Raw genomic sequence first — 18,446 nt, 5'->3', positions numbered from 1 at the left:
CTTTCGCTGCCCTACATTATCCTGTAATTGAGCGAAACAGCTGATCTGCCTCTGTTTTTTCGCTTGTAATGTCGGTCGGGTCTGACAGGCAGCGTTCGTCTTGCTATCAGCTTTTCCAGTTCGGCAGGATCTATCTTGTCGCTTTTCAGATAGCTCATGCAGACGTGTATTGCGGCAGTAATGTTCAGTTGAGTCATATGCTTTCCCTTTTGCTTCGGCACCTCAATGTGCTCGGTGATGAGCATTGAAAAGTTATACATTATCATGCGGGCATACATTTCCTGTTCTATAAAATCTCTCTTCTTGGCATGAAAGGCGTTCAGCCCGATGCTGTATTTCAGTTCACGAAACGACGTCTCTATCCCCCAGCGCATACGGTATATCTCTTTTAATTGCATTATGCCGAACTCATCACGAGGCAGATTTGTTATCAGCGTTTCATATGTATCCTCAGAGATCCTGAATCTTACTACCCGAAATGACATCGGATAAAGCTCGCTTGACCCCGGTGGTAAAAATGGAAAGTTTACATTCTTGGGGAGATAACGATACTTTGCTTTGTTGTCCATAAATTCCTTTTTCTGCTTTCTTGACAGCAGTATTTCGGAATCAATATCAAATTCTTCGCTCTCCGGCAGCACAAAATTTTTGGTAACGCCCGACTTTTTTACTCTGATAACATAACAGAGACTTTTATTTCTGAGCGTTTCGATATTGTTGTAGCTCTCATAGTTTCTGTCGGCAACGATGATCGAACCCTGAGGAAGATCTAAGGAGTCGATCATTTCAATCAGAGCGCTGTGTTCGTTTTTCTTCCTGAACGGCTGCACAACTGCACTGTAATACCGCTTGTCGGTAAGGTCATACAATGCATTCAAATGTAGCAGGTTGTAGCCTTTCTTATCGTCTCTCCATTTGATAAAGGAGTCATTATCGGACGGATCGTGTGGAATGTCGATGTCCGAGCCGTCAACAGACAGGAGCCTGCGGCCGCAGAATAGTTTTTCAGAGGGGAAACAGTTATTAAAGCTCTTCAGCAGATGAGAAAACGCTTCCGGTCTTATCTTGCTTCTACGCTGTACCAGTGCGGAGACAGATACCGTATCGGCGCTGAAATCAAAGTATTCCGCAAGCTCTCTGTTAAGTGAACCGCCGCCCATCGACAAAAGAAATCTCATGGTGCAGGAAAAGGATAGAGTGCTTTTCCGAGTAAAATCATGCCCGGGAGCATTCACAAAATCAGCGCATGAGGATTCCATCTGAGAGATCAGTGAAAGCAAAGTATTTTTCACCTTAATACAAAAGTTTTCCATAAATGAAGCCTCCGATCAAAATAGCTTATCTGATTGGCTTCGCCGCAGATTTTTGTCGGTTTGTCAATAGGGTTCGGACAATATTAAGGATTTATTCATAAAAAAATATCCCCTGCTTACTTGCAGGGGGGATGTGTGTTAAGAGGGATGTTGGTGTGTTAGCTTAATGACATTAACTTTGAAGTTCACATTTTACGCAAATATGTGCAAGAGATTGCCTGCATAAAAAGCCTATAGATCTCTTTTGCTATCAAACAATCATTAGGTGTATTATTTTTTCAGCTATTGTTTTTTACTGTGGTTGTGGTATAATAGACTTAAGAGAGAAATTGGCAAGGTGGAACGATGTACCCGAAGGAATACTACGAAGCTATCAAACAGTTCAGACTGATGGATGACACTTTCATGTCGGCAGTGTTTGACGGCGATAAACCATCGGTAGCGCTGTTGCTCAACATTATACTGAACCGTTCTGATATGGAAATCATTGATGTCAAGTCGCAAGTAACATACTGCAACCTGCTCGACCGTTCGATACGAATAGACATTGAAGCTAAAGACAGTTCAGGCAAGATGTACAACATCGAGGTTCAGAACCGCTCCGATGAAGCCAATGTCCGACGTGCAAGATACCACAGCAGCAAGATCGACACCAAGCTGCTAAGACGCGGGCAGAAGTTTTCAGCGCTCGTTGACAGCTATGTTATTTTCATAACCGAAGAATATTCATCGCCTTGCTTGTCAACTTCATGTTATTGCGGTCGATGCTGTCACGGATAAACCTGTTTTCCTCCGCCTGCACAGACACACGGACGATCCTTGCTTTCGGACTGTATTCCATAGCTTTTTTGTAGTGAACGATACGGCTCTTGATCTGCTCCGTTTCGTAAAACCACCCCAGCGTTTTTGCCCTCGTCATTTTGGCTCTCGGATTGCGTTCTTTCTGCTCGGCAAGCATAAATTTCAGGTCGATCGTATGCTCCGGATTGTAGTAGACAAGTATGCCGTTCTGAGCGCATTTCAGCAGGAAATCTGCAAAGTCATCGCTCTCCTTAACAACTTGGTCGATAGCATATTTCAGCTTGGTTTTCCACGATAAGCCCTGCCGTGACATATCCCACTCCCAATGGCTCTTGCCCTTGCTTTGTTCGGGGTTCTCAATGACGGAGAGATTATTCTCCGTGCAAAGCTCGTCTGAGATACGGCGCACTTCTGCCCATGCACGGTCTTTTTTCTTCCCCTGATTATGCTCGGTTTCAAAGGTTTTGCCCGTGGTAAAATTCGTGTTATTTACAACGATATGTGCGTGGATATGGTCATGGTCGGTATGTATTGCAATGACATACTGATACTGCTCCTGCAATAGCCTATGGCATAATTCCTGCGCTATCTCCATAGCCTTTTCGGGGGTGACTTCGTTGGGGGCGAACGACTGAATTATGTGCTGGGCTTTGGTGGTGCTTCGACTACTTCCGAAACGTTCTCGGACGGCTCGGAACTGTTCGGCTGCTCGGACGGGTTCTGTCTCGCACATAAAAGACTCGACAAGCGAATGACCTCTGGTCTTATTCCCGTCCACGATGTATTCAAGGCTTCCGCACACTGAGTCGCTGATTGAATGTAGCTTAGTAACTGCCAAATCGCATTCACACTCTCTTTCGTAGTTGTAATGTCATCATCGTAAATCCTGCCTGTTTTATTGGCTCGTCGGGCTATCTGATTCACATTAGCCGACAAGCCTCTGACCGCACCGATTATGCCGTTCATGTCGCCCTGATCCATCATCAGAACATAATGCGCCTTTGTACACTCACGGACATAGCTGGACTTCTTCAAATGAAGCAATTCTGCTTGTCTGCAAATATGCTCCCACTCCGTATCATTAAAGCGGATATTGAGGGTATGATTACGGCATTGATTTCGCCCGTCCAGATACTCCTGCTCGTCTGCGGTAAGCTCATCGGGACTGACCTTTTCAAGCACTCCGTCAAGCTCCTCACGCATACCGTCACGGGTGTAGTTAAGAGCAAGTTCCTCGCTGTCCTTGTGACCATAGTCACGCTTGTAATTTTTCTCTGCTTTTGTCATATTTTCTTCCTTTCGTTCTCGACCGCATCAGCGGTCTTTTTTTATTAAGGGGTCTTAGGGGAATTTTCCCCTGACAAGCATCGTGATAAAGTCCCGTTTCTCCGAAACGTGGCGCATATCACCGTGCTTGCGAACTGAGAGTGCCGATTTTTTATCGGCACGGCTTTTACCGCCATTCGGCGGTTTTCTCGCTTTCATGGCGAGAATTGGAGCGTCAGCGACTTTCTCTCTTTTATGCCGCCGCTTTGGTCGGCGGTCATATCGCTCACGCTCCGCCGTGATGCCCTGCCACTGTTCACAATATTATTGTAATAAAGCTCGGCGCAGTTTCGGCGCAACTTGGGCGGCAGTATGGTGAAAATATCTCCTCATATATCAATACCAAATTCTGAGCCGTATCGTTAAGTATCTCCGCTGAAAATTTCAGAAAATTTGCGACAAGATATTTGTGCATTACAGAGAATATTTCGGCAGCACTTAACGACAGTCGTCTTTTATTGGTAATGATATATGAGAGGGTGCGACCGACACTTGAAAACACTCTCTACTATACAACCGAAGATTTTGATGATTTGCACCTGTTTTTTGCGAAAGTTTACACTTTGTTCATGGCAGTTCTCCCTTATGCCTAAATTCAACACCGGATTTCTATTCATAATGCGAACAGTTTACGGCGGTGCTTGAATAAAATACCCTCCAAATATACAAGCACGAAAAATCAAAAAACGGGCATGATTTTTTCAAAAAAATATGCTCCCGTGTGAATTTCAAAATTCCCCATAACAATCTGTCGAACGCAAAACTCTAATGAAACAGAAAGTTTGAGCGCAATACCAGTAGACAAAAACGGCGTAAGTGCGCTATAATATTAACATCGGGATATGCTCCCGAACCGACAAGGAGAGAACAAAACGGAAGGAGATGAGATTTATGCTCAGCTATGAAGAACAGACAAAGAAGCTCCTCGCCAGACGTGAGACTTTGGAGAAGCGTATGCGTGAGGACGGCGCGGAGATCGACAAGATCAATGCAAAGCTCAATGAGATGCAGCTCGTAAGGGTGCGTGACACATTCGGGCTTGATCAGAAGGCGTTCTTTGAACTTATCACTCAGCACCCTGAGAAGCTCTTGGAGCTTACGGCTCAGGGTACTGCCGTGAGCGATACAGATACAGCTCAGGACAGTGATGAGATGAACGGTCAGACTTCGTTCTTTGACAAGAAACGCAATCCTTATGAGGATTGAAAAATCCTACAACAATAGCTGTGAAATGGAACGGCAGCAATGCCGTTCCGCACAGCTTCAACAATAAGACAACAAACACAATAGAGGGGCAGATAGAGAAAGCAATCCCCTCGCTCTAAAGCATAGAGATAGAGAAGCTAAAGGAGTAACAAGCTATGAAAAACAGAACAATGCAGGAGATGAACGAGCAGTACAAGGACTGTCCCGTTCAGATCAACACCTATGAGGTAGGCGGTCGCACTTACAGAGTGCATAGCCACTTCATCGGAGACAAAGACATCAATGACGTGATGTATCGGTACGCTGAGGACAGAGCGATGAGTGAAATGCTCGGTATCGTCCCTAAAACAGCTTAAAACTTTTTCTCAAAAGCTATTGCCTTTTCCGCTAAGGCGCGCTATAATAGTCTTAGCGGTAAAAGGTCGCTTTGGGAGAAAGGAGTTGTTATGTTACCAAAGCAGACCAATTACAATGTGGGAATGTACCTCCGCTTGTCCCGTGATGATGAGCGTTCGGGTGAATCCCTTTCGATAGAAAACCAGAGAAAAGTCCTGACTGCCTACATCAAAGAACAGGGCTGGACTCTTTACGACGAGTATGTGGATGACGGGATTTCAGGCGTTACTTTTGATCGCCCAGGTGTGCAGAGAATGCTTGACGATGCAAAAATGGGAAAGATAAACCTGATTTTGTGTAAAGACCTTTCCCGTTTCGGTCGTAATTATATCCATGTGGGGCAGTATGTGGATTACATTTTTCCAAGTTATAATATCCGCTTTATCGCCCTGACAGATAATATTGACACGCTCAACTCTAATAGTTCGAGTATGGAGATGTTACCTATAATGAACGTTTTTAATGAATGGCACGCCGCAAATACTTCCAAAAAAGTGCGTGCTGTCATTGAAGCAGGGGCAAAGGCAGGCAAGTACAAAACCACATCGGCAGCTTACGGATATATCAAGGGCGATGATGAAAAGTGTACGCCTATGATCGATCCCGAAACCGCTCCTATCGTTGAGCGTATCTTCAAAATGCGGGCAGCAGGCTACAACATCACAAGGATTTGCAGAGTACTGAACGATGAGGGTATTCCCTCGCCGTCCGTGTACAGGTATCAGAAGCTCGGCAAGACCGATCCGAAATACTCACATCATCTGTGGGGCAACAACACGATCAAAAGTATTCTGCATAACCCGATCTATATCGGCAATCTCGCACTGCTCCGCCGGACAACCGTGAGTTACAAAAACCATAAGGTCATCAACAAAGATGAATCCGATTGGATCATTGTGGAGCATAATCATGAACCTATCATTTCTCAGGATTTGTGGGATAAGGTATGCGAAATTGACGCATCTGTGAGCCACGGCAAAAACACCAAAACAGGTGTTGTAAAACCGCTTTCTGGACTTTGCTACTGTGATACCTGCGGAACAAAAATGAAGCAGACAGCAACTGTTAACAGTAAACGTCCTGTCGGTTATGTATGCACCTTATACGGGAATTTCGGCAAGTCGCATTGCACTTCGCACTACATCACGCAGAAAGCTCTTGAAAAAGTTGTGCTTGAAGATATTCAGCGACAGATCGACTTTGTGACGAATGACAACAAGGCGAGAGAAAAGTATCTTGCAAGAAAACGTAAGAAGGAAGAGGCTGAGGAACACTCCAATAAGAAGCGTTATCAAGAAGTTGGCAAGCGTATTGAGGAACTTGACGGACTTATCCAGAGCGTTTACGAGGACAAGTTCAGCGGTAAGATTCCCGAAGATATTTGTATCCGTCTGATTGAAAAATATCAGGCAGAACTGAAAGCGTTGCAGGAAGAATATGAAGTGCTGAAAGAGAGTGCCGAAACCGAAAAGCAGATTGAGGACGATGTGGACGAATATATCCGCCGCCTGAGATCCTATGCAGGGGCTGAGGAGCTTACAAGGCAGATGGCACTTGACTTGATCGAGTATATCACGATAGACCGCAATCCCGACAAGAGAAGTGATCCCCGTGACATACACATCTACTATAAACTAATCGACAAGCCCCTGAAAAACAAAAGAAATGCCCTTGCAGACTAAGCAGGGGCATACACCAAAAGATTGATACTCAAAAAGCTACTTTGTTTGATTGAAGGATAGATCACTACCCATAATTGCAGCTTACGAAGGGCGTATGATGCGAAACAATCTGCTGAATTTTGCGGAGTTTGAGCGTGAAACTATCGCCGCTCGTGTCGCTGATGCGTACAGCACAAGAGCTAGGGAAACAGGCTTCTATCAGGGCGGTAAGACCTACTATGGATTTACCTCCGAGCGCAGAACGGTGAATGGCAAGACAGGCTCGGTGCTTGTTCCCTCGGAGCAGGCGGAGTCGGTAAAGATCGCCTATGACTTGTATCAGAAGCCGTCAACCTCGCTGAAAGATGTGATCGAATACTTCAAGGAGAACGATATTTACACGCTTTCTAAGCATAACGGCGAAGTAAAAGACAATATGGACAGAAGTCACATCAGCCGTATTCTTGAAAGTCCGCTGTATGTGAGAGCCGACAAAGAGGTATACGCTTTTTTCGTTTCCAAAGGCTATGAAATACTCGATGATATTGAAGCGTATGACGGTATTCACGGGGTTTTCATTCATAGGGCTTCGGGAGTGACTTTTGTTAAGGTCGGGTATCATGAGGGGCTGGTCGATGCGAGCGTATGGCTTGCCGTTCAGGACAAGAAAGCCCATAATAAGCGTATCCCGAACAATGCGAATACCAATCATTCGTGGCTGACGGGATTTCTGAAATGCGGTCACTGCGGCTATCATTTGGAAATCCACTACTATGACAATGCTAAAAGCGGAAAGCGTTACAGATACCTCAGAGATTCGGGAGCATACCGTAAGGAAGGCTGTGTGAAGAAGTTCCTGAAAACTCGTCCCGAAGAAGTCGAGAGTGCTGCCCTGCAGGCGATGCGTGACCGTATCGATCAGCTTGTTATCGCAAAGCGAAGTGCAGACGCTCCCGATGCCGACACCGAAGCGTTGAGGGCTGAGATAATCAAGATCGATGAGGAGATCCGCAAGCTGATGAAAAAGCTCGCTGATGCCGATACGGTGCTGTTTGAGTATATTCAGAACACGGTCAATGAGCTGCACGAACAGAAGGCAGCTCTGGAGCGTAAGATGCAGGCAAAGGCTCGTAAGCGCAGGACGGTTGATACCGCGCCTTTGGAAAAGCCGATGAAGCATTGGGACAAGCTCTCCATTCCCGAAAAGCACGAGCTTGCGGCGGTTATGCTCGAAGCGGTCTATGTGAGTGACGAAAATGGCATTGAGGTAAAATTCAGTATATAAGGAAACGGCGATTTTACGCCGTTTTCAAAATATGGTGGAGTGCTGCGATCGGCGTGCCGTAAGCAACACCTTATCAACGATTATTTTGGTTATGTTTGGACGGTTGGTTTGCAAGCGGAAAATATGTTTATACCACAACAGAACTATTTGAAAAAATAAAAAAGCATTAAAAGCAATATTAGTATTATGATTTACTCACCACAATTCAACCAGAAAACTGAAGCCAATCAACATGATATCGCACACTTCCTGTACAAAATAGGCTTTATAACTGGAAGAAAGAATAGTAAAACAGGAAAGATTAATCGTGTATACTATGATGAAGCACATTCTCTATTATTACAGAACGTTGACGATAATGGGTTTAATTGGAAAATTCATGTTTCATATCGAGCTGCTCTTGCAAAGGGGATAAGTGATATGTGGCAAAACACGTTGAATATTACTGAAGAATAAGCCAAAATATCGATATGAAGTGGTTACTGCACATAGCTCGAACGCAAAAAAGAAATTGCTTCAGAATCAATGTAAAATGACTGGTGAGAAGGTGAGGCTAATATGTCTTGAGATTGATACCGTTCTGCCTGCACCAGTCAGCTACAGTAAGACCGCTTTCGTTTCGCTGCTGTATCATTTCTGCCCATTGTTTCAGCTTCACTTCGTTTTTGATCTTCGTTATCTCATTCATTCTGATCAACTCCGGTTCGACTATTTTGGATGGTTCTAGTTTAGTCTATTTGGACTTCTTTGGGTAGGGTGGGGAGTTTTTAGGCGGGTACAGACAATCACTAAGATTAAGGCTAAGACAAATCATTATGGTGCGTGGAGCCCTGAAGTTCCTCAAAATAAAGTAACCCCACAAAAACAAACCCTCCTATGGTGCAGCAAATCATAGGAGGGTCTGTTTTATTTCGCAAACGCATAACAGGAATGCAATCCTGCCTTACCCACAGTAAAAACTTGACCCGCGCAGCCAAAGTTCGGTTATAGGCTGCGCTTTTTATTGACAGAAAAGGAAAAACGTGATATACTGTATATCGATCAAAGAAGCATAATAATACACAGTGAGGTTTGCAAAAATGCATAAGATCAAAATTGACACAGATAAAAAGATCACAGATATTTCAAATAGCCTTTACGGAATTTTCTTTGAGGATATAAACCGTTCGGGTGACGGCGGGCTGTACGCCGAAATGCTGGCAAACAGAGCCTTTGATGATGGCGTTATCCCCGACAGATGCACCTACTCCCCCGAAACAAAAACTATCACTTCACCCACAGGCTGGATTTGCAGCTTCGACTGCTTTGAGGGTGAGGAAATACACGGCTGGAGGGCTGACAGCGCCGAAATGTCGCTTACCGATAAATGTACTCTGAACAGTGCAAGAAAGCGTGCTTTGAATGTCCGCTTTAACGGCGGAAAAATATACAACAGGGGCTTTGAAGAGCTTGCTGTCAGGGAAGGCAGTGAATACAGATTCTATATGTTCGCCAAAGCCGAGACCGCTGCTGAGGTCAGAGTTCGGCTGGTTACAAGTGACGGTGTTTGCATAAGCGACAGTCACACATTTATTGTAAAGAGCGGATACACAAAACACGAGTGCATTTTCAAGGCAAACAAGACCGACTTTAATGCGGCGCTTGAACTGTATTCGGATTCTTGTGAAACGGTAACTATCGGGTTTACATCTCTGTTCCCCATTGATACTTTTTGCGGCAGAGAAAACGGGCTTAGAAAAGACCTGGCCACTATGCTTGTAGGGCTTAAACCGTCCTTCCTGCGTTTCCCTGGAGGCTGCATTGTAGAAGGCTTCACAAGGGAGACCGCCTACCGTTTTGAGGACAGCATAGGACCTGTTTGGGAGCGCAGACCGCACCGCCTGCTGTGGGGATATAACTCCACCAACGGGCTCGGATTTCACGAGTTTATGCAGTTTTGCGAGGACGCAGGGATAGACGCTATGTATGTTTTCAACTGCGGTATGACCTGTCAGGCTCGCTGTCCCGATTATTTTGATGACGAGCTTGTGGAGGAGTTTTATCAGGACGCCCGCCATGCAATACTCTATGCGACCGCACCTGCCGACAGCGAATGGGGTTCACAGCGTGCCGCCAACGGTCACACCGAGCCGTTCAAATGTCTGAAATATCTCGAGATCGGCAACGAGAATTATGGTGAAGAATACGAAAATCGCTACAAGCTGTTTTACGACAGACTCAAAGCGGAATTTCCACAGTTTAAATATATCGCCACCGACCACGTTGAAAAAAGCGGTCTTTCTGCTGATCTGATTGACGATCATTATTATGCCGATCCGCTGTTTTTCGCATCAAACCATGATACCTACAACGGTCACACAGATGCAGATATCTATGTTGGCGAATATGCATCAACTATCGGCTGCAAGCAAGGTACACTTATGGGGGCGCTGGGTGAGGCGGCATTCCTGACAGGGATAGAACGGGATCAGGACAAGGTAAAAATGACCAGCTATGCACCGCTTCTTAATAACCCGAGATTCACAGAGTGGCAGCCTGACCTTATAACATTTAACAATCATCAGTGCTATGGTATTCCCAGCTACTATATGCTGAAAATGTTTGCAGAAAACAAGGGCAACTATGTTTGCGGCTGTGATGTGGAAACTGGATACTTTTCCCGTCACGATAAGGGCAGCACTTGCCTGCTCACAGACGGAGATAAAAAAGCTATCGACAGCACCGAAACAAACACGGGTGTTGTTTACAGTTATGATTTTGATAAGCCTGTCAGTGAACTGCATCTCACGTTTTTTGACAACGGACTTACAAACGAAGATCAGAACCGCTATGAACTGACAGCGGCAGACGGCAGATGTACTGTGACACATTATAACGGCTGGTCAAAAATGAAAGTTTCCGAAAGCGAATACACGGGCGAGCTTGAAGTCAAGAGTTTTACTTTTTCTATTGACGGAAACAGCTATGAACTCTGCATAAACGGCAATCTCCTGCACAGCGGAATTATAAAACAAGTGCCAGACATCACAGCGGTCTGCACAGTAGATACAGCTAAAAATGAACTGATAATAAAGCTGGTAAATCTGACTGAGAGTGATATTGAGGTTTCACTTGAAAGCGACAGAGCATTGAGCAGGGAGTTCTGTGTTCAGACTCTCACCGCAAACAGCAAGGACGATGGCAACAGCTTTGCTGAACCCGAAAAGGTCATACCAAGGCGCAGATGTATTTCGGTCGACGATAGTATTGTACGCGTGTCTGCAAGGTCTGTAAATGTATTCAGGGCAGGTATAGGTTAAGGAGAACTTGATTTGTGATCAGTATATCATAATAAGAAATGGCTATCAAGAAAAAAAGGGCAAAACTTACGGCAAAAACTCAAAATCTTACGGCAGATTTTCGGGATTTTTTCAGTTATTATTTGAAAATCAGAGAGAGTTCAGATAAATAAGTAAGCCTTTCAGCGAAAAGGCTTATGCCCTTGCAAACGAACCAAAGGAGCTGTATTCCGTCCCCGATGCAGAACATATCGACCTCTACGATCAGGTGGATAAGATACCCTTTGACAAGCTGGAGAGCTTTTTCAAGGATAATATGTAATAGACAGCCCTGCTTTTCTTGAGCAGGGCTTCTCACTTATATTCGGTTTAAGCATAGAAATACATTTGATATAAGTATTTGTAATTCGGTTGCACCTGTGATATAATAAGATCATAGAAAAGAAAGGTGTGATCTTATGAAGGCTTTAAAAATATGCGGCAAAGTGCTGCTGATACTTGTAATCATCGTTGTTGTTATACTTATCATCGGTCTGCTGTTTCTGAACTTTTATCCGTCGATCGGAGATACCCCCAACAAGGAAAAGCAGAATGAATATGAAGAGCTGACGGAGCTTTACCATGACAAGCAGTTCCATAACGAGAAGGATTTTGAGGTAATGACAGGAACGCCCTCAGAAGAAAGCGAGCGAAGTGAGCCGGAAAGCCGTATCCCTGTGCAGAAGATCGACAGCATAGACCGTGCAGGCGCTGATGAAATGAAGGTGACATGGCTCGGACATTCTTCATCACTGGTACAGATGGGTGAAAAAAACATCTTTATCGACCCAGTGCTCAGCGAACGTTCCTCACCTGTGGGCTTTGCAGGACCGAAGCGCTTTTCGGATATAGCATTAGATGCCGAAAATGTTCCCGATATTGATGTGCTGTTTATATCCCACGATCACTACGACCACCTTGACTATCAGACTATCAAGGACATTGACAGCAAGGTGAGTCATTATGTAACACCGCTTGGCATTGACGTGATACTGAAGGGCTGGGGCGTTGATGAAAGCAAGCTCCACCCACTCGGCTGGTGGGAGAGCACCACGCTTGACGGAGTGACATATACCGTCATTCCCTCACAGCACTACACAGGCAGAAATCCTATGAAGCAAAATGCAACCGAATGGGGCGGCTTGTACATAAAGACCGACAAGCACAGTTTTTACTACACAGGCGACAGCGGATATTATGAGGTGTTTTCACAGGTATATGAACGTTTCGGCGAGACAGAGCTAATGCTTGCAGATGCGGGGCAGTACGATGTCGGCTGGGCAACTACCCATATGTTCCCGGAGCAGTCTGTTCAGGCTGCAAAGGACGCTCACGCAAAGTGGCTGATACCTGTTCACTGGGGAGCATTCAAGCTGTCAAATCATGCCTGGGACGAACCTCCGATGCTTGCAGTAAAAGCCGCTGAGGATCAGGGTGCCAACATTGCAACTCCGAGGATAGGCCAGACCGTAAGCTATGATGATATTTCTTCCTTCACCGAGCATTGGTGGGAGGAGTATAAATAAGATAAGCGCCATACCTTTTTCATGTGGTGTGGCGCTTGCTTTTTATTCCCTGTAATTATCAATATCCTGCCTGAACTGCGACAGGAACAGGCTTGCGGCTTTTGTGAAAACGGTGTAGCGCTTCCAGACAAAGGTGCTTTCCGCTTCGATCTTGGGTTCTATAGGTTTAAAACACATATTGCCGCCCTCGGTGTTTATCAGCCTGTCAAAGCAAAGGCAGTAGCCCATACCCTCCGCCGCCATGACAGAGCCGTTATACACAAGATTGTATTCGGCTGCAATCTTTATATCCTCCTCTGCTATGCCAATCCTTTGTGACAGCTGTGCGCTGTGATTTTGCTGTCTCGGAACGATAAGGGGCTGACCCTTTAGGTCGGAGAGCTTTATGATATCTTTTTCCGCAAACGGCATATCACGGCGCATAAGCACGCCGAAGGTGTCTTTAAGCGGTATTTTTATACCCTCATACTTTGTGCTGTCATAGGGCTGGAAGATGATACCGAAGTCGATAAGTCCACGGTCAAGACGCTCCAAAACGTCTGTGCCGTCAGCGCTGTAAAGGCTGTATGAGATTCCGGGATTGTCCGCCTGCAAATGCTTTGCGATGTCGGCAATGAGCTTTATAGCATAGGTCTCTCCTGCGCCGATATATACCTTTCCGGTCACGCTGTCGCTGCTGTTTTTGACCTCCTGCTCTGCCTTGTCGAGCAGCTCGACTATCTCTTCGGCACGCTTGCGGAGTATCATGCCCTCCTCGGTGAGCGTGACGCCCTTGTTTGACCTTATCAGCAGAGTTTTCCCAAGCTCCTCCTCCAGCTCTTTCAGTTGACGGGATAGCGTGGGCTGTGAAAGATAAAGCCGCTCCGCTGCGACCGAATAGCTTTGCTCCCTTGCAACGGCAAGAAAATATCTGAGTACACGAATATCCATTGTAATGCCCCCTTTTTATATATTATATCACAAGTGTATATTACTGTCAAGCATAAACGCATATTCAATATAAGTATTTGTAATTGAATGTAAAATATGGTATAATGGATACAACAAAGAAAAAGAGGTGGTTCTTAAATGAACGACAGCATAAGACAGAACCTGATAGATGCTGGCTGTGATGAGGATTTTATACGCAGATTCGAGGATTGTATCTGCGACAAGAGCAAATGCGAAAAGCTCCTTGCACAGCACAGGCGTGAGCTGCTTGACGAGGTACACGAAAAAGAGGACAACATCAGCTGTCTTGACTATCTGGTGTTTATGATGAAAAAGGAGGGCTTGAAATGAAAGATATATTAACAGGGACATTCACAGGTGAGCGTGCGCTCTTTATGGCGCAGGATAGGCATATAAAGGACAGCGTTTTTGAGGACGGCGAGTCGCCATTAAAGCACAGCGGAAATATAGAAGTTGAGGGCTCGCAGTTCAAATGGAAGTACCCCCTATGGTACAGCGAGGATATTATCGTCAGGAAATGTACTTTCTTTGAAATGGGCAGAGCAGGCATCTGGTACACAAAAAATATTTCTGTAAGCGATTGCGAATACATCGCACCAAAGGGCTTTCGCCGCTGTGACGGCGTAATTATCACTAATGTGAACTTCCCGAATGCTGCCGAGACGCTCTGGCAGTGCAGAAACGTCAAAATGAAGAATGTCACCGCAAAGGGCGATTATCTTGCGATGAACTGTGAGGATATGGAGATAGAGCATCTCGATCTTGACGGCAATTACAGCTTTGACGGTGCAAGGAATATCACGATCCGCAATTCAAGACTTATGAGCAAGGACGCATTCTGGAACTCTGAAAATATCACTGCCGAGAACTGCTATATCTCTGGCGAATATCTGGGTTGGAACTCAAAAAATCTTACGCTTATAAACTGCACTATCGAAAGCTTGCAGGGGCTTTGTTTCTGCGAAAACCTCACGCTTATAAATTGCAGGCTCGTGAATACGACCCTTGCCTTTGAATATTCTACCGTAAATGCCGATATTATCGGAACGGTGGACAGTATCAAGAATCCCTCGGGCGGTGTCATCAAATGTGACGGCATTGGTGAGCTTATCATGGAGGAAGACAAGGTCGATGTGAGCAAGACCGAAATTGTCAGCAAAAGCGTTAGTGTGGCGGTGTGATATGAAGTATAATTTTGATGAAGTGATCGACAGAACAGGCACCAACTCCTACAAGTGGGACATTGCCGAAGGTGAACTGCCCATGTGGGTGGCGGATATGGACTTCCGTACTGCGCCCGAGATAATCAAAGCAATAACCGAACGTGCCGAGCACGGAGTTTTCGGATATTCGACGATTCCAGACGAGTGGTACAGCGCATATATCAACTGGTGGAAAAACAGGCACGGTGTTGAATACAAAAAGAGTGAGCTTATATTCAGCACTGGCGTGATCCCCATTATTTCAAGCTGTGTGAGAAAGCTGACAACACCAGCCGAAAATGTGCTTATCATGACACCTGTATACAATATATTTTACAACTGTATCAGAAACAACGGCAGAAATGTGCAGGAGTTTCCGCTTGACTATGAAAGCGGCACATACAGCATTGATTTTGACAGACTTGACAAGGCATTGTCCGACCCACAGACTACGCTGATGCTGTTATGTAATCCGCATAACCCTATCGGCAGAATATGGGACAGAGAAACGCTTGCTAAAATCGGTGATTTGGCATATGACAACGGCGTGACAGTCATCTCCGACGAGATACACTGCGACCTCACCGACCCGGGCTGTGAGTATGTGCCTTTTGCCTCAGTCTCGGAAAAGTGCAGGGATAACTGCGTAGTCTGCATTTCGCCAACTAAGTCTTTCAACCTCGCCGGACTGCAAACGGCTGCGGCTGCCGTTCCGAACAAAAGGCTTCGCCACAAGGTATGGCGTGCGCTAAACACCGACGAGGTGGCAGAGCCCAATGCCTTTGCGGTACAGGCGGCTGTTGCGGCGTTTGAACAGGGCGGTGAATGGCTCGATGAACTAAGGCAGTATCTCTATGATAACAAGCAGTTGGTAAAGGAGTTTATCGCAAAGGAACTGCCACAGATAAAACTTGTGCCCTCAGATGCAACCTATCTTCTCTGGCTGTACTGCACATCGCTGGGTATTACATCAAGGGAGCTTGCAGGACATACTCGCAAAAGCACAGGACTTTATCTTTCAAGCGGAGATATCTACGGCAGCAGGGAATGCTTTTTAAGAATGAATATCGCCTGCCCGAAAGCTATGGTGCAGGACGGACTTGAACGGCTGTTGAAGGCAGTCAGGACACTATCACTATGATCTACCTTATAAAAGGACTGCTGATAGGCTTAATCTTCGGCGTTCCTGTCGGGGCTGTTGGAGCACTGTGCGTCTCACGAAGCCTTAATTATGGTGTTAAAAGTGGTATCGTGACAGGGCTTGGTGCTTCAACTGCCGAACTTTTCTATTCGATAGTCGGGGCTTTCGGGATAACTGTGATCTCGGGATTCCTTGAACGGCACAGCACAGTTATAAATATCATCGGCGGAGCACTTGTTATTGCAATGGGTGTTATGACCTTTATCAAAAGCCCGAAACAGCAGGAGGATAATGCCAAAGCCGGATATGCAGGAATGTATCTGTCAGCCTTTGCAGTCTGTATCACTAATCCTGCGGCTGTTGTAACATATCTGTTTGCATTCTCATATTTCGGGATAAACGGAATGCAGGGTGCAGCTAACGGAGCATTGCTTGTTGTTGGTATAGTCACAGGAACACAGATCTGGTGGATAACACTTTCTTTCCTGTCGCAGCTTATCAAGAAAAAGGCGGGAGAGAAAGGATTTGCAATAATGAATAAGCTGTTCGGACTGATAATGATCGGCTTCGGTGCGGCGGTGTATATCAAAGTCATAAAGGAGCTGTTTTGAATGAACAAAAAGGTACTTATCATATCGTCAAGCCCGAGGGCAAAGGGCAATTCCGCAAGACTGGCGCAGAGCTTTGCCGAGGGTGCTAGGTCGGCAGGCAATGAGGTCGAGCTTGTATCTCTGCACGACAAACAAATCGGATTCTGTAAAGGCTGCTTTGCCTGTCAGAAAACGCAGCGCTGTGTGATACACGATGATGCAGACACTATCCGTGAGAAAATGCTGACTGCCGATGTGCTTGTTTTTGCAACACCGATCTATTATTATGAGATGAGCGGTCAGATGAAAACCATGCTTGATCGGGGAAATCCGCTGTTTACGGCAGACTACGCATTCAGAGACATCTACGTTCTGACCACCGCAGCCGAGGACGAAGAATATGTTCCGAAGCGTGCTGTGAGCGGTATCGAGGGCTGGATAGAATGCTTTGAAAAGGCAAGGCTTGCATGCTCGCTGTTCTGCGGAGGAGTAACAAATATAGGTGAGATAGAGAGCAGCGGCAAGCTGAAGGAAGCATATGAAATGGGCAGAATGATATGAGCAAAAAGAAAAAGATCGTTCTGACAGTTATAGCTGTACTGCTGATAGGTGTGGTGATATTTATGTTTATTCCGAAGGATAGAAAGAGCGACAAGCGTATGACAGTAACTGTCGGTGACAAGACCTTTGCAGCTGTACTGTATGATAATAAAACGGCTGATGAGCTTTATAGCCGGCTTCCGCTGACGCTTGATATGCGTGAACTCAACGGCAATGAGAAGTATTGTGATCTTGATAAGTCACTCCCAAGCAAAAGCTCTCCTGCCGGGCATATCTCAAAAGGAGATATAAAGCTGTTCGGAGATGATTGCTTAGTGCTTTTCTACGAGGGTTTTATGAGCGGCTATTCCTATACGAACATCGGATATATCGAGGACACTGACGGACTTGCAGATGCACTCGGCAGCGGAAACGTTACGATGACTTTTGAAGCTAAGTGAGGCAGGTATGAAAAAATATTTATTTCTATTTCTCTTATTTGCAGCCGCAATGATACTTACAGCCTGCGGGAATATGGCAGATACTGACGGCGATGAGCCTGTAAGCAGTATAGCAAAAACAACCTCTGTTTCCGCTGTATCATCTTCTGCCGATACAACATCAGAAAGCTTAACTGTTAGTTCAAAAGAAGTTTTGAACACTGCAAACGAATCAGAAACAATAACCATTGTATCTGCGGAGAATAAAGAAACAATATCAAGCTCTGCTGTGCAGACAGAAACTGATATAATAACTACTCCGCAGGAAATTGAAATAACAACCGAAGTACCACCGGAAACGACTACTACAGCCGTCCCCGAGGAAGCTACTGCGGTAGAAGCTCTGATAATAACCGTAAACGGCACGCCATTTTCTGCAAGTTTCTACGACACACACGCAGCAGAGGAGTTTAAATCAATGCTTCCGCTTTCTTTTGAGATGAGCGAACTGAACGGAAATGAGAAATACATTTACACCGATACGAGCTTTACCACATCCGCTGAATCGGTCGGACATATCAACAAGGGTGAGCTTATGCTGTACGGCGACAGCTGTGTTGTACTGTTCTATGACAGCTTTTCAACACCTTACAGCTATACAAGGCTTGGATATATCGAAAATGCGGAGGGGCTTGAAAATGTAGTTGGTTCAGGTAGCGTGACTGTAAATTTTTCGGCAGAATAGGAGAAC

General features: G+C 45.5%; 20 protein-coding genes and 1 pseudogene. 16 read left to right on the top strand and 5 right to left on the bottom strand.

Going from position 1 to position 18,446, the window contains the following annotated elements; genetic code table 11:
* Positions 1-11: 11 nt before the first annotated feature.
* Positions 12-1,259, bottom strand: a complete 1,248-nt coding sequence (locus tag BT142_RS15040; protein WP_278277575.1) for an IS4 family transposase — start codon at positions 1,257-1,259, stop codon at positions 12-14.
* Positions 1,260-1,658: 399 nt separating this feature from the next.
* Here BT142_RS15040 and BT142_RS15035 point away from each other — a divergent pair, with 399 nt between their 5' ends.
* Positions 1,659-2,093, top strand: a complete 435-nt coding sequence (locus BT142_RS15035) for a PD-(D/E)XK nuclease family transposase (RefSeq protein ID WP_072419000.1) — start codon at positions 1,659-1,661, stop codon at positions 2,091-2,093.
* Here BT142_RS15035 and BT142_RS15030 read toward each other — a convergent pair.
* Positions 2,023-2,847: a relaxase/mobilization nuclease domain-containing protein gene (locus tag BT142_RS15030; protein WP_242872007.1), complete on the bottom strand. Its 825-nt coding sequence runs from the start codon at positions 2,845-2,847 to the stop codon at positions 2,023-2,025. The genes BT142_RS15035 and BT142_RS15030 overlap by 71 nt on opposite strands.
* Entirely contained in the window at positions 2,751-3,401 is a 651-nt protein-coding gene (gene mobC / locus BT142_RS19725; protein WP_072418999.1) for a plasmid mobilization protein, read from the bottom strand. The genes BT142_RS15030 and mobC overlap by 97 nt, the downstream gene beginning before the upstream one ends.
* Positions 3,402-4,331: 930 nt before the next feature.
* Between mobC and BT142_RS15020 the strand changes: the two genes are divergently transcribed.
* The 5 genes from BT142_RS15020 (at position 4,332) to BT142_RS19415 (ending at position 8,444) form a co-directional block, all read left to right on the top strand.
* Complete coding sequence (locus BT142_RS15020; protein WP_072418998.1) at positions 4,332-4,646, top strand: hypothetical protein; 315 nt, start codon at positions 4,332-4,334, stop codon at positions 4,644-4,646.
* A 155-nt stretch (positions 4,647-4,801) separates the two neighbouring features.
* Positions 4,802-5,002: a hypothetical protein gene (locus tag BT142_RS15015; protein WP_072418997.1), complete on the top strand. Its 201-nt coding sequence runs from the start codon at positions 4,802-4,804 to the stop codon at positions 5,000-5,002.
* A 90-nt stretch (positions 5,003-5,092) separates the two neighbouring features.
* A complete protein-coding gene (locus BT142_RS15010) occupies positions 5,093-6,724 on the top strand; it encodes a recombinase family protein (RefSeq protein WP_072418996.1) in 1,632 nt (543 codons plus the stop codon).
* 94 nt (positions 6,725-6,818) lie between these two features.
* On the top strand, positions 6,819-7,988 hold the full coding sequence (locus tag BT142_RS15005; protein ID WP_242872006.1) for a recombinase family protein: 1,170 nt from the start codon (positions 6,819-6,821) through the stop codon (positions 7,986-7,988).
* Positions 7,989-8,174: 186 nt separating this feature from the next.
* Positions 8,175-8,444 carry a hypothetical protein gene (locus tag BT142_RS19415; RefSeq protein WP_072418995.1) on the top strand — a complete coding sequence of 90 codons (270 nt, stop codon included), beginning with the start codon at positions 8,175-8,177 and terminating at the stop codon, positions 8,442-8,444.
* 97 nt (positions 8,445-8,541) lie between these two features.
* Here the strand turns inward: BT142_RS19415 and BT142_RS19910 are convergent, their stop codons facing one another.
* Positions 8,542-8,676 carry an IS66 family insertion sequence element accessory protein TnpA gene (locus tag BT142_RS19910; RefSeq protein WP_278277328.1) on the bottom strand — a complete coding sequence of 45 codons (135 nt, stop codon included), beginning with the start codon at positions 8,674-8,676 and terminating at the stop codon, positions 8,542-8,544.
* A gap of 391 nt (positions 8,677-9,067) precedes the next feature.
* On the opposite strand from BT142_RS19910, the gene BT142_RS14995 reads away from it, so the two are divergent.
* The 3 genes and pseudogenes from BT142_RS14995 to BT142_RS14990 all read left to right on the top strand — a co-directional run bounded on the left by BT142_RS14995 (position 9,068) and on the right by BT142_RS14990 (position 12,831).
* Entirely contained in the window at positions 9,068-11,287 is a 2,220-nt protein-coding gene (locus BT142_RS14995) for an alpha-L-arabinofuranosidase C-terminal domain-containing protein (protein WP_072418994.1), read from the top strand.
* Positions 11,288-11,438: 151 nt separating this feature from the next.
* Positions 11,439-11,588, top strand: a pseudogene (locus tag BT142_RS19720) (alpha/beta hydrolase); the annotation flags it as partial.
* Between the two features lie 136 nt (positions 11,589-11,724).
* Positions 11,725-12,831 carry an MBL fold metallo-hydrolase gene (locus BT142_RS14990; RefSeq protein WP_084659516.1) on the top strand — a complete coding sequence of 369 codons (1,107 nt, stop codon included), beginning with the start codon at positions 11,725-11,727 and terminating at the stop codon, positions 12,829-12,831.
* A 42-nt stretch (positions 12,832-12,873) separates the two neighbouring features.
* Here BT142_RS14990 and BT142_RS14985 read toward each other — a convergent pair whose 3' ends face one another.
* On the bottom strand, positions 12,874-13,761 hold the full coding sequence (locus tag BT142_RS14985; protein WP_072418993.1) for a LysR family transcriptional regulator: 888 nt from the start codon (positions 13,759-13,761) through the stop codon (positions 12,874-12,876).
* A 138-nt stretch (positions 13,762-13,899) separates the two neighbouring features.
* On the opposite strand from BT142_RS14985, the gene BT142_RS14980 reads away from it, so the two are divergent.
* Genes BT142_RS14980 through BT142_RS18820 form a run of 7 tightly spaced genes read left to right on the top strand, consistent with a single transcriptional unit; the run spans position 13,900 to position 18,440 of the window.
* Positions 13,900-14,112, top strand: a complete 213-nt coding sequence (locus tag BT142_RS14980) for a hypothetical protein (RefSeq protein ID WP_072418992.1) — start codon at positions 13,900-13,902, stop codon at positions 14,110-14,112.
* Positions 14,109-14,963, top strand: a complete 855-nt coding sequence (locus BT142_RS14975; RefSeq protein WP_072418991.1) for a DUF3737 family protein — start codon at positions 14,109-14,111, stop codon at positions 14,961-14,963. The genes BT142_RS14980 and BT142_RS14975 overlap by 4 nt, the downstream gene beginning before the upstream one ends.
* A gap of 1 nt (position 14,964) precedes the next feature.
* Positions 14,965-16,125 carry a MalY/PatB family protein gene (locus BT142_RS14970; RefSeq protein ID WP_072418990.1) on the top strand — a complete coding sequence of 387 codons (1,161 nt, stop codon included), beginning with the start codon at positions 14,965-14,967 and terminating at the stop codon, positions 16,123-16,125.
* Positions 16,122-16,736: a LysE family translocator gene (locus BT142_RS14965; RefSeq protein ID WP_084659515.1), complete on the top strand. Its 615-nt coding sequence runs from the start codon at positions 16,122-16,124 to the stop codon at positions 16,734-16,736. Before BT142_RS14970 ends, BT142_RS14965 begins: the two co-directional genes overlap by 4 nt.
* Positions 16,737-17,276 carry a flavodoxin family protein gene (locus tag BT142_RS14960; protein ID WP_072418988.1) on the top strand — a complete coding sequence of 180 codons (540 nt, stop codon included), beginning with the start codon at positions 16,737-16,739 and terminating at the stop codon, positions 17,274-17,276. It abuts the gene before it with no gap.
* Positions 17,273-17,716 carry a cyclophilin-like fold protein gene (locus BT142_RS14955; RefSeq protein WP_242872005.1) on the top strand — a complete coding sequence of 148 codons (444 nt, stop codon included), beginning with the start codon at positions 17,273-17,275 and terminating at the stop codon, positions 17,714-17,716. Before BT142_RS14960 ends, BT142_RS14955 begins: the two co-directional genes overlap by 4 nt.
* On the top strand, positions 17,703-18,440 hold the full coding sequence (locus BT142_RS18820; protein WP_175545509.1) for a cyclophilin-like fold protein: 738 nt from the start codon (positions 17,703-17,705) through the stop codon (positions 18,438-18,440). The genes BT142_RS14955 and BT142_RS18820 overlap by 14 nt, the downstream gene beginning before the upstream one ends.
* Positions 18,441-18,446: the final 6 nt, after the last annotated feature.

It is taken from the genome of Ruminococcus sp. YE71 (assembly GCF_900119155.1).
Classification (GTDB): Bacteria; Bacillota; Clostridia; order Oscillospirales; family Ruminococcaceae; genus YE71.
This window is presented reverse-complemented; position numbering and strand designations above follow the sequence as displayed.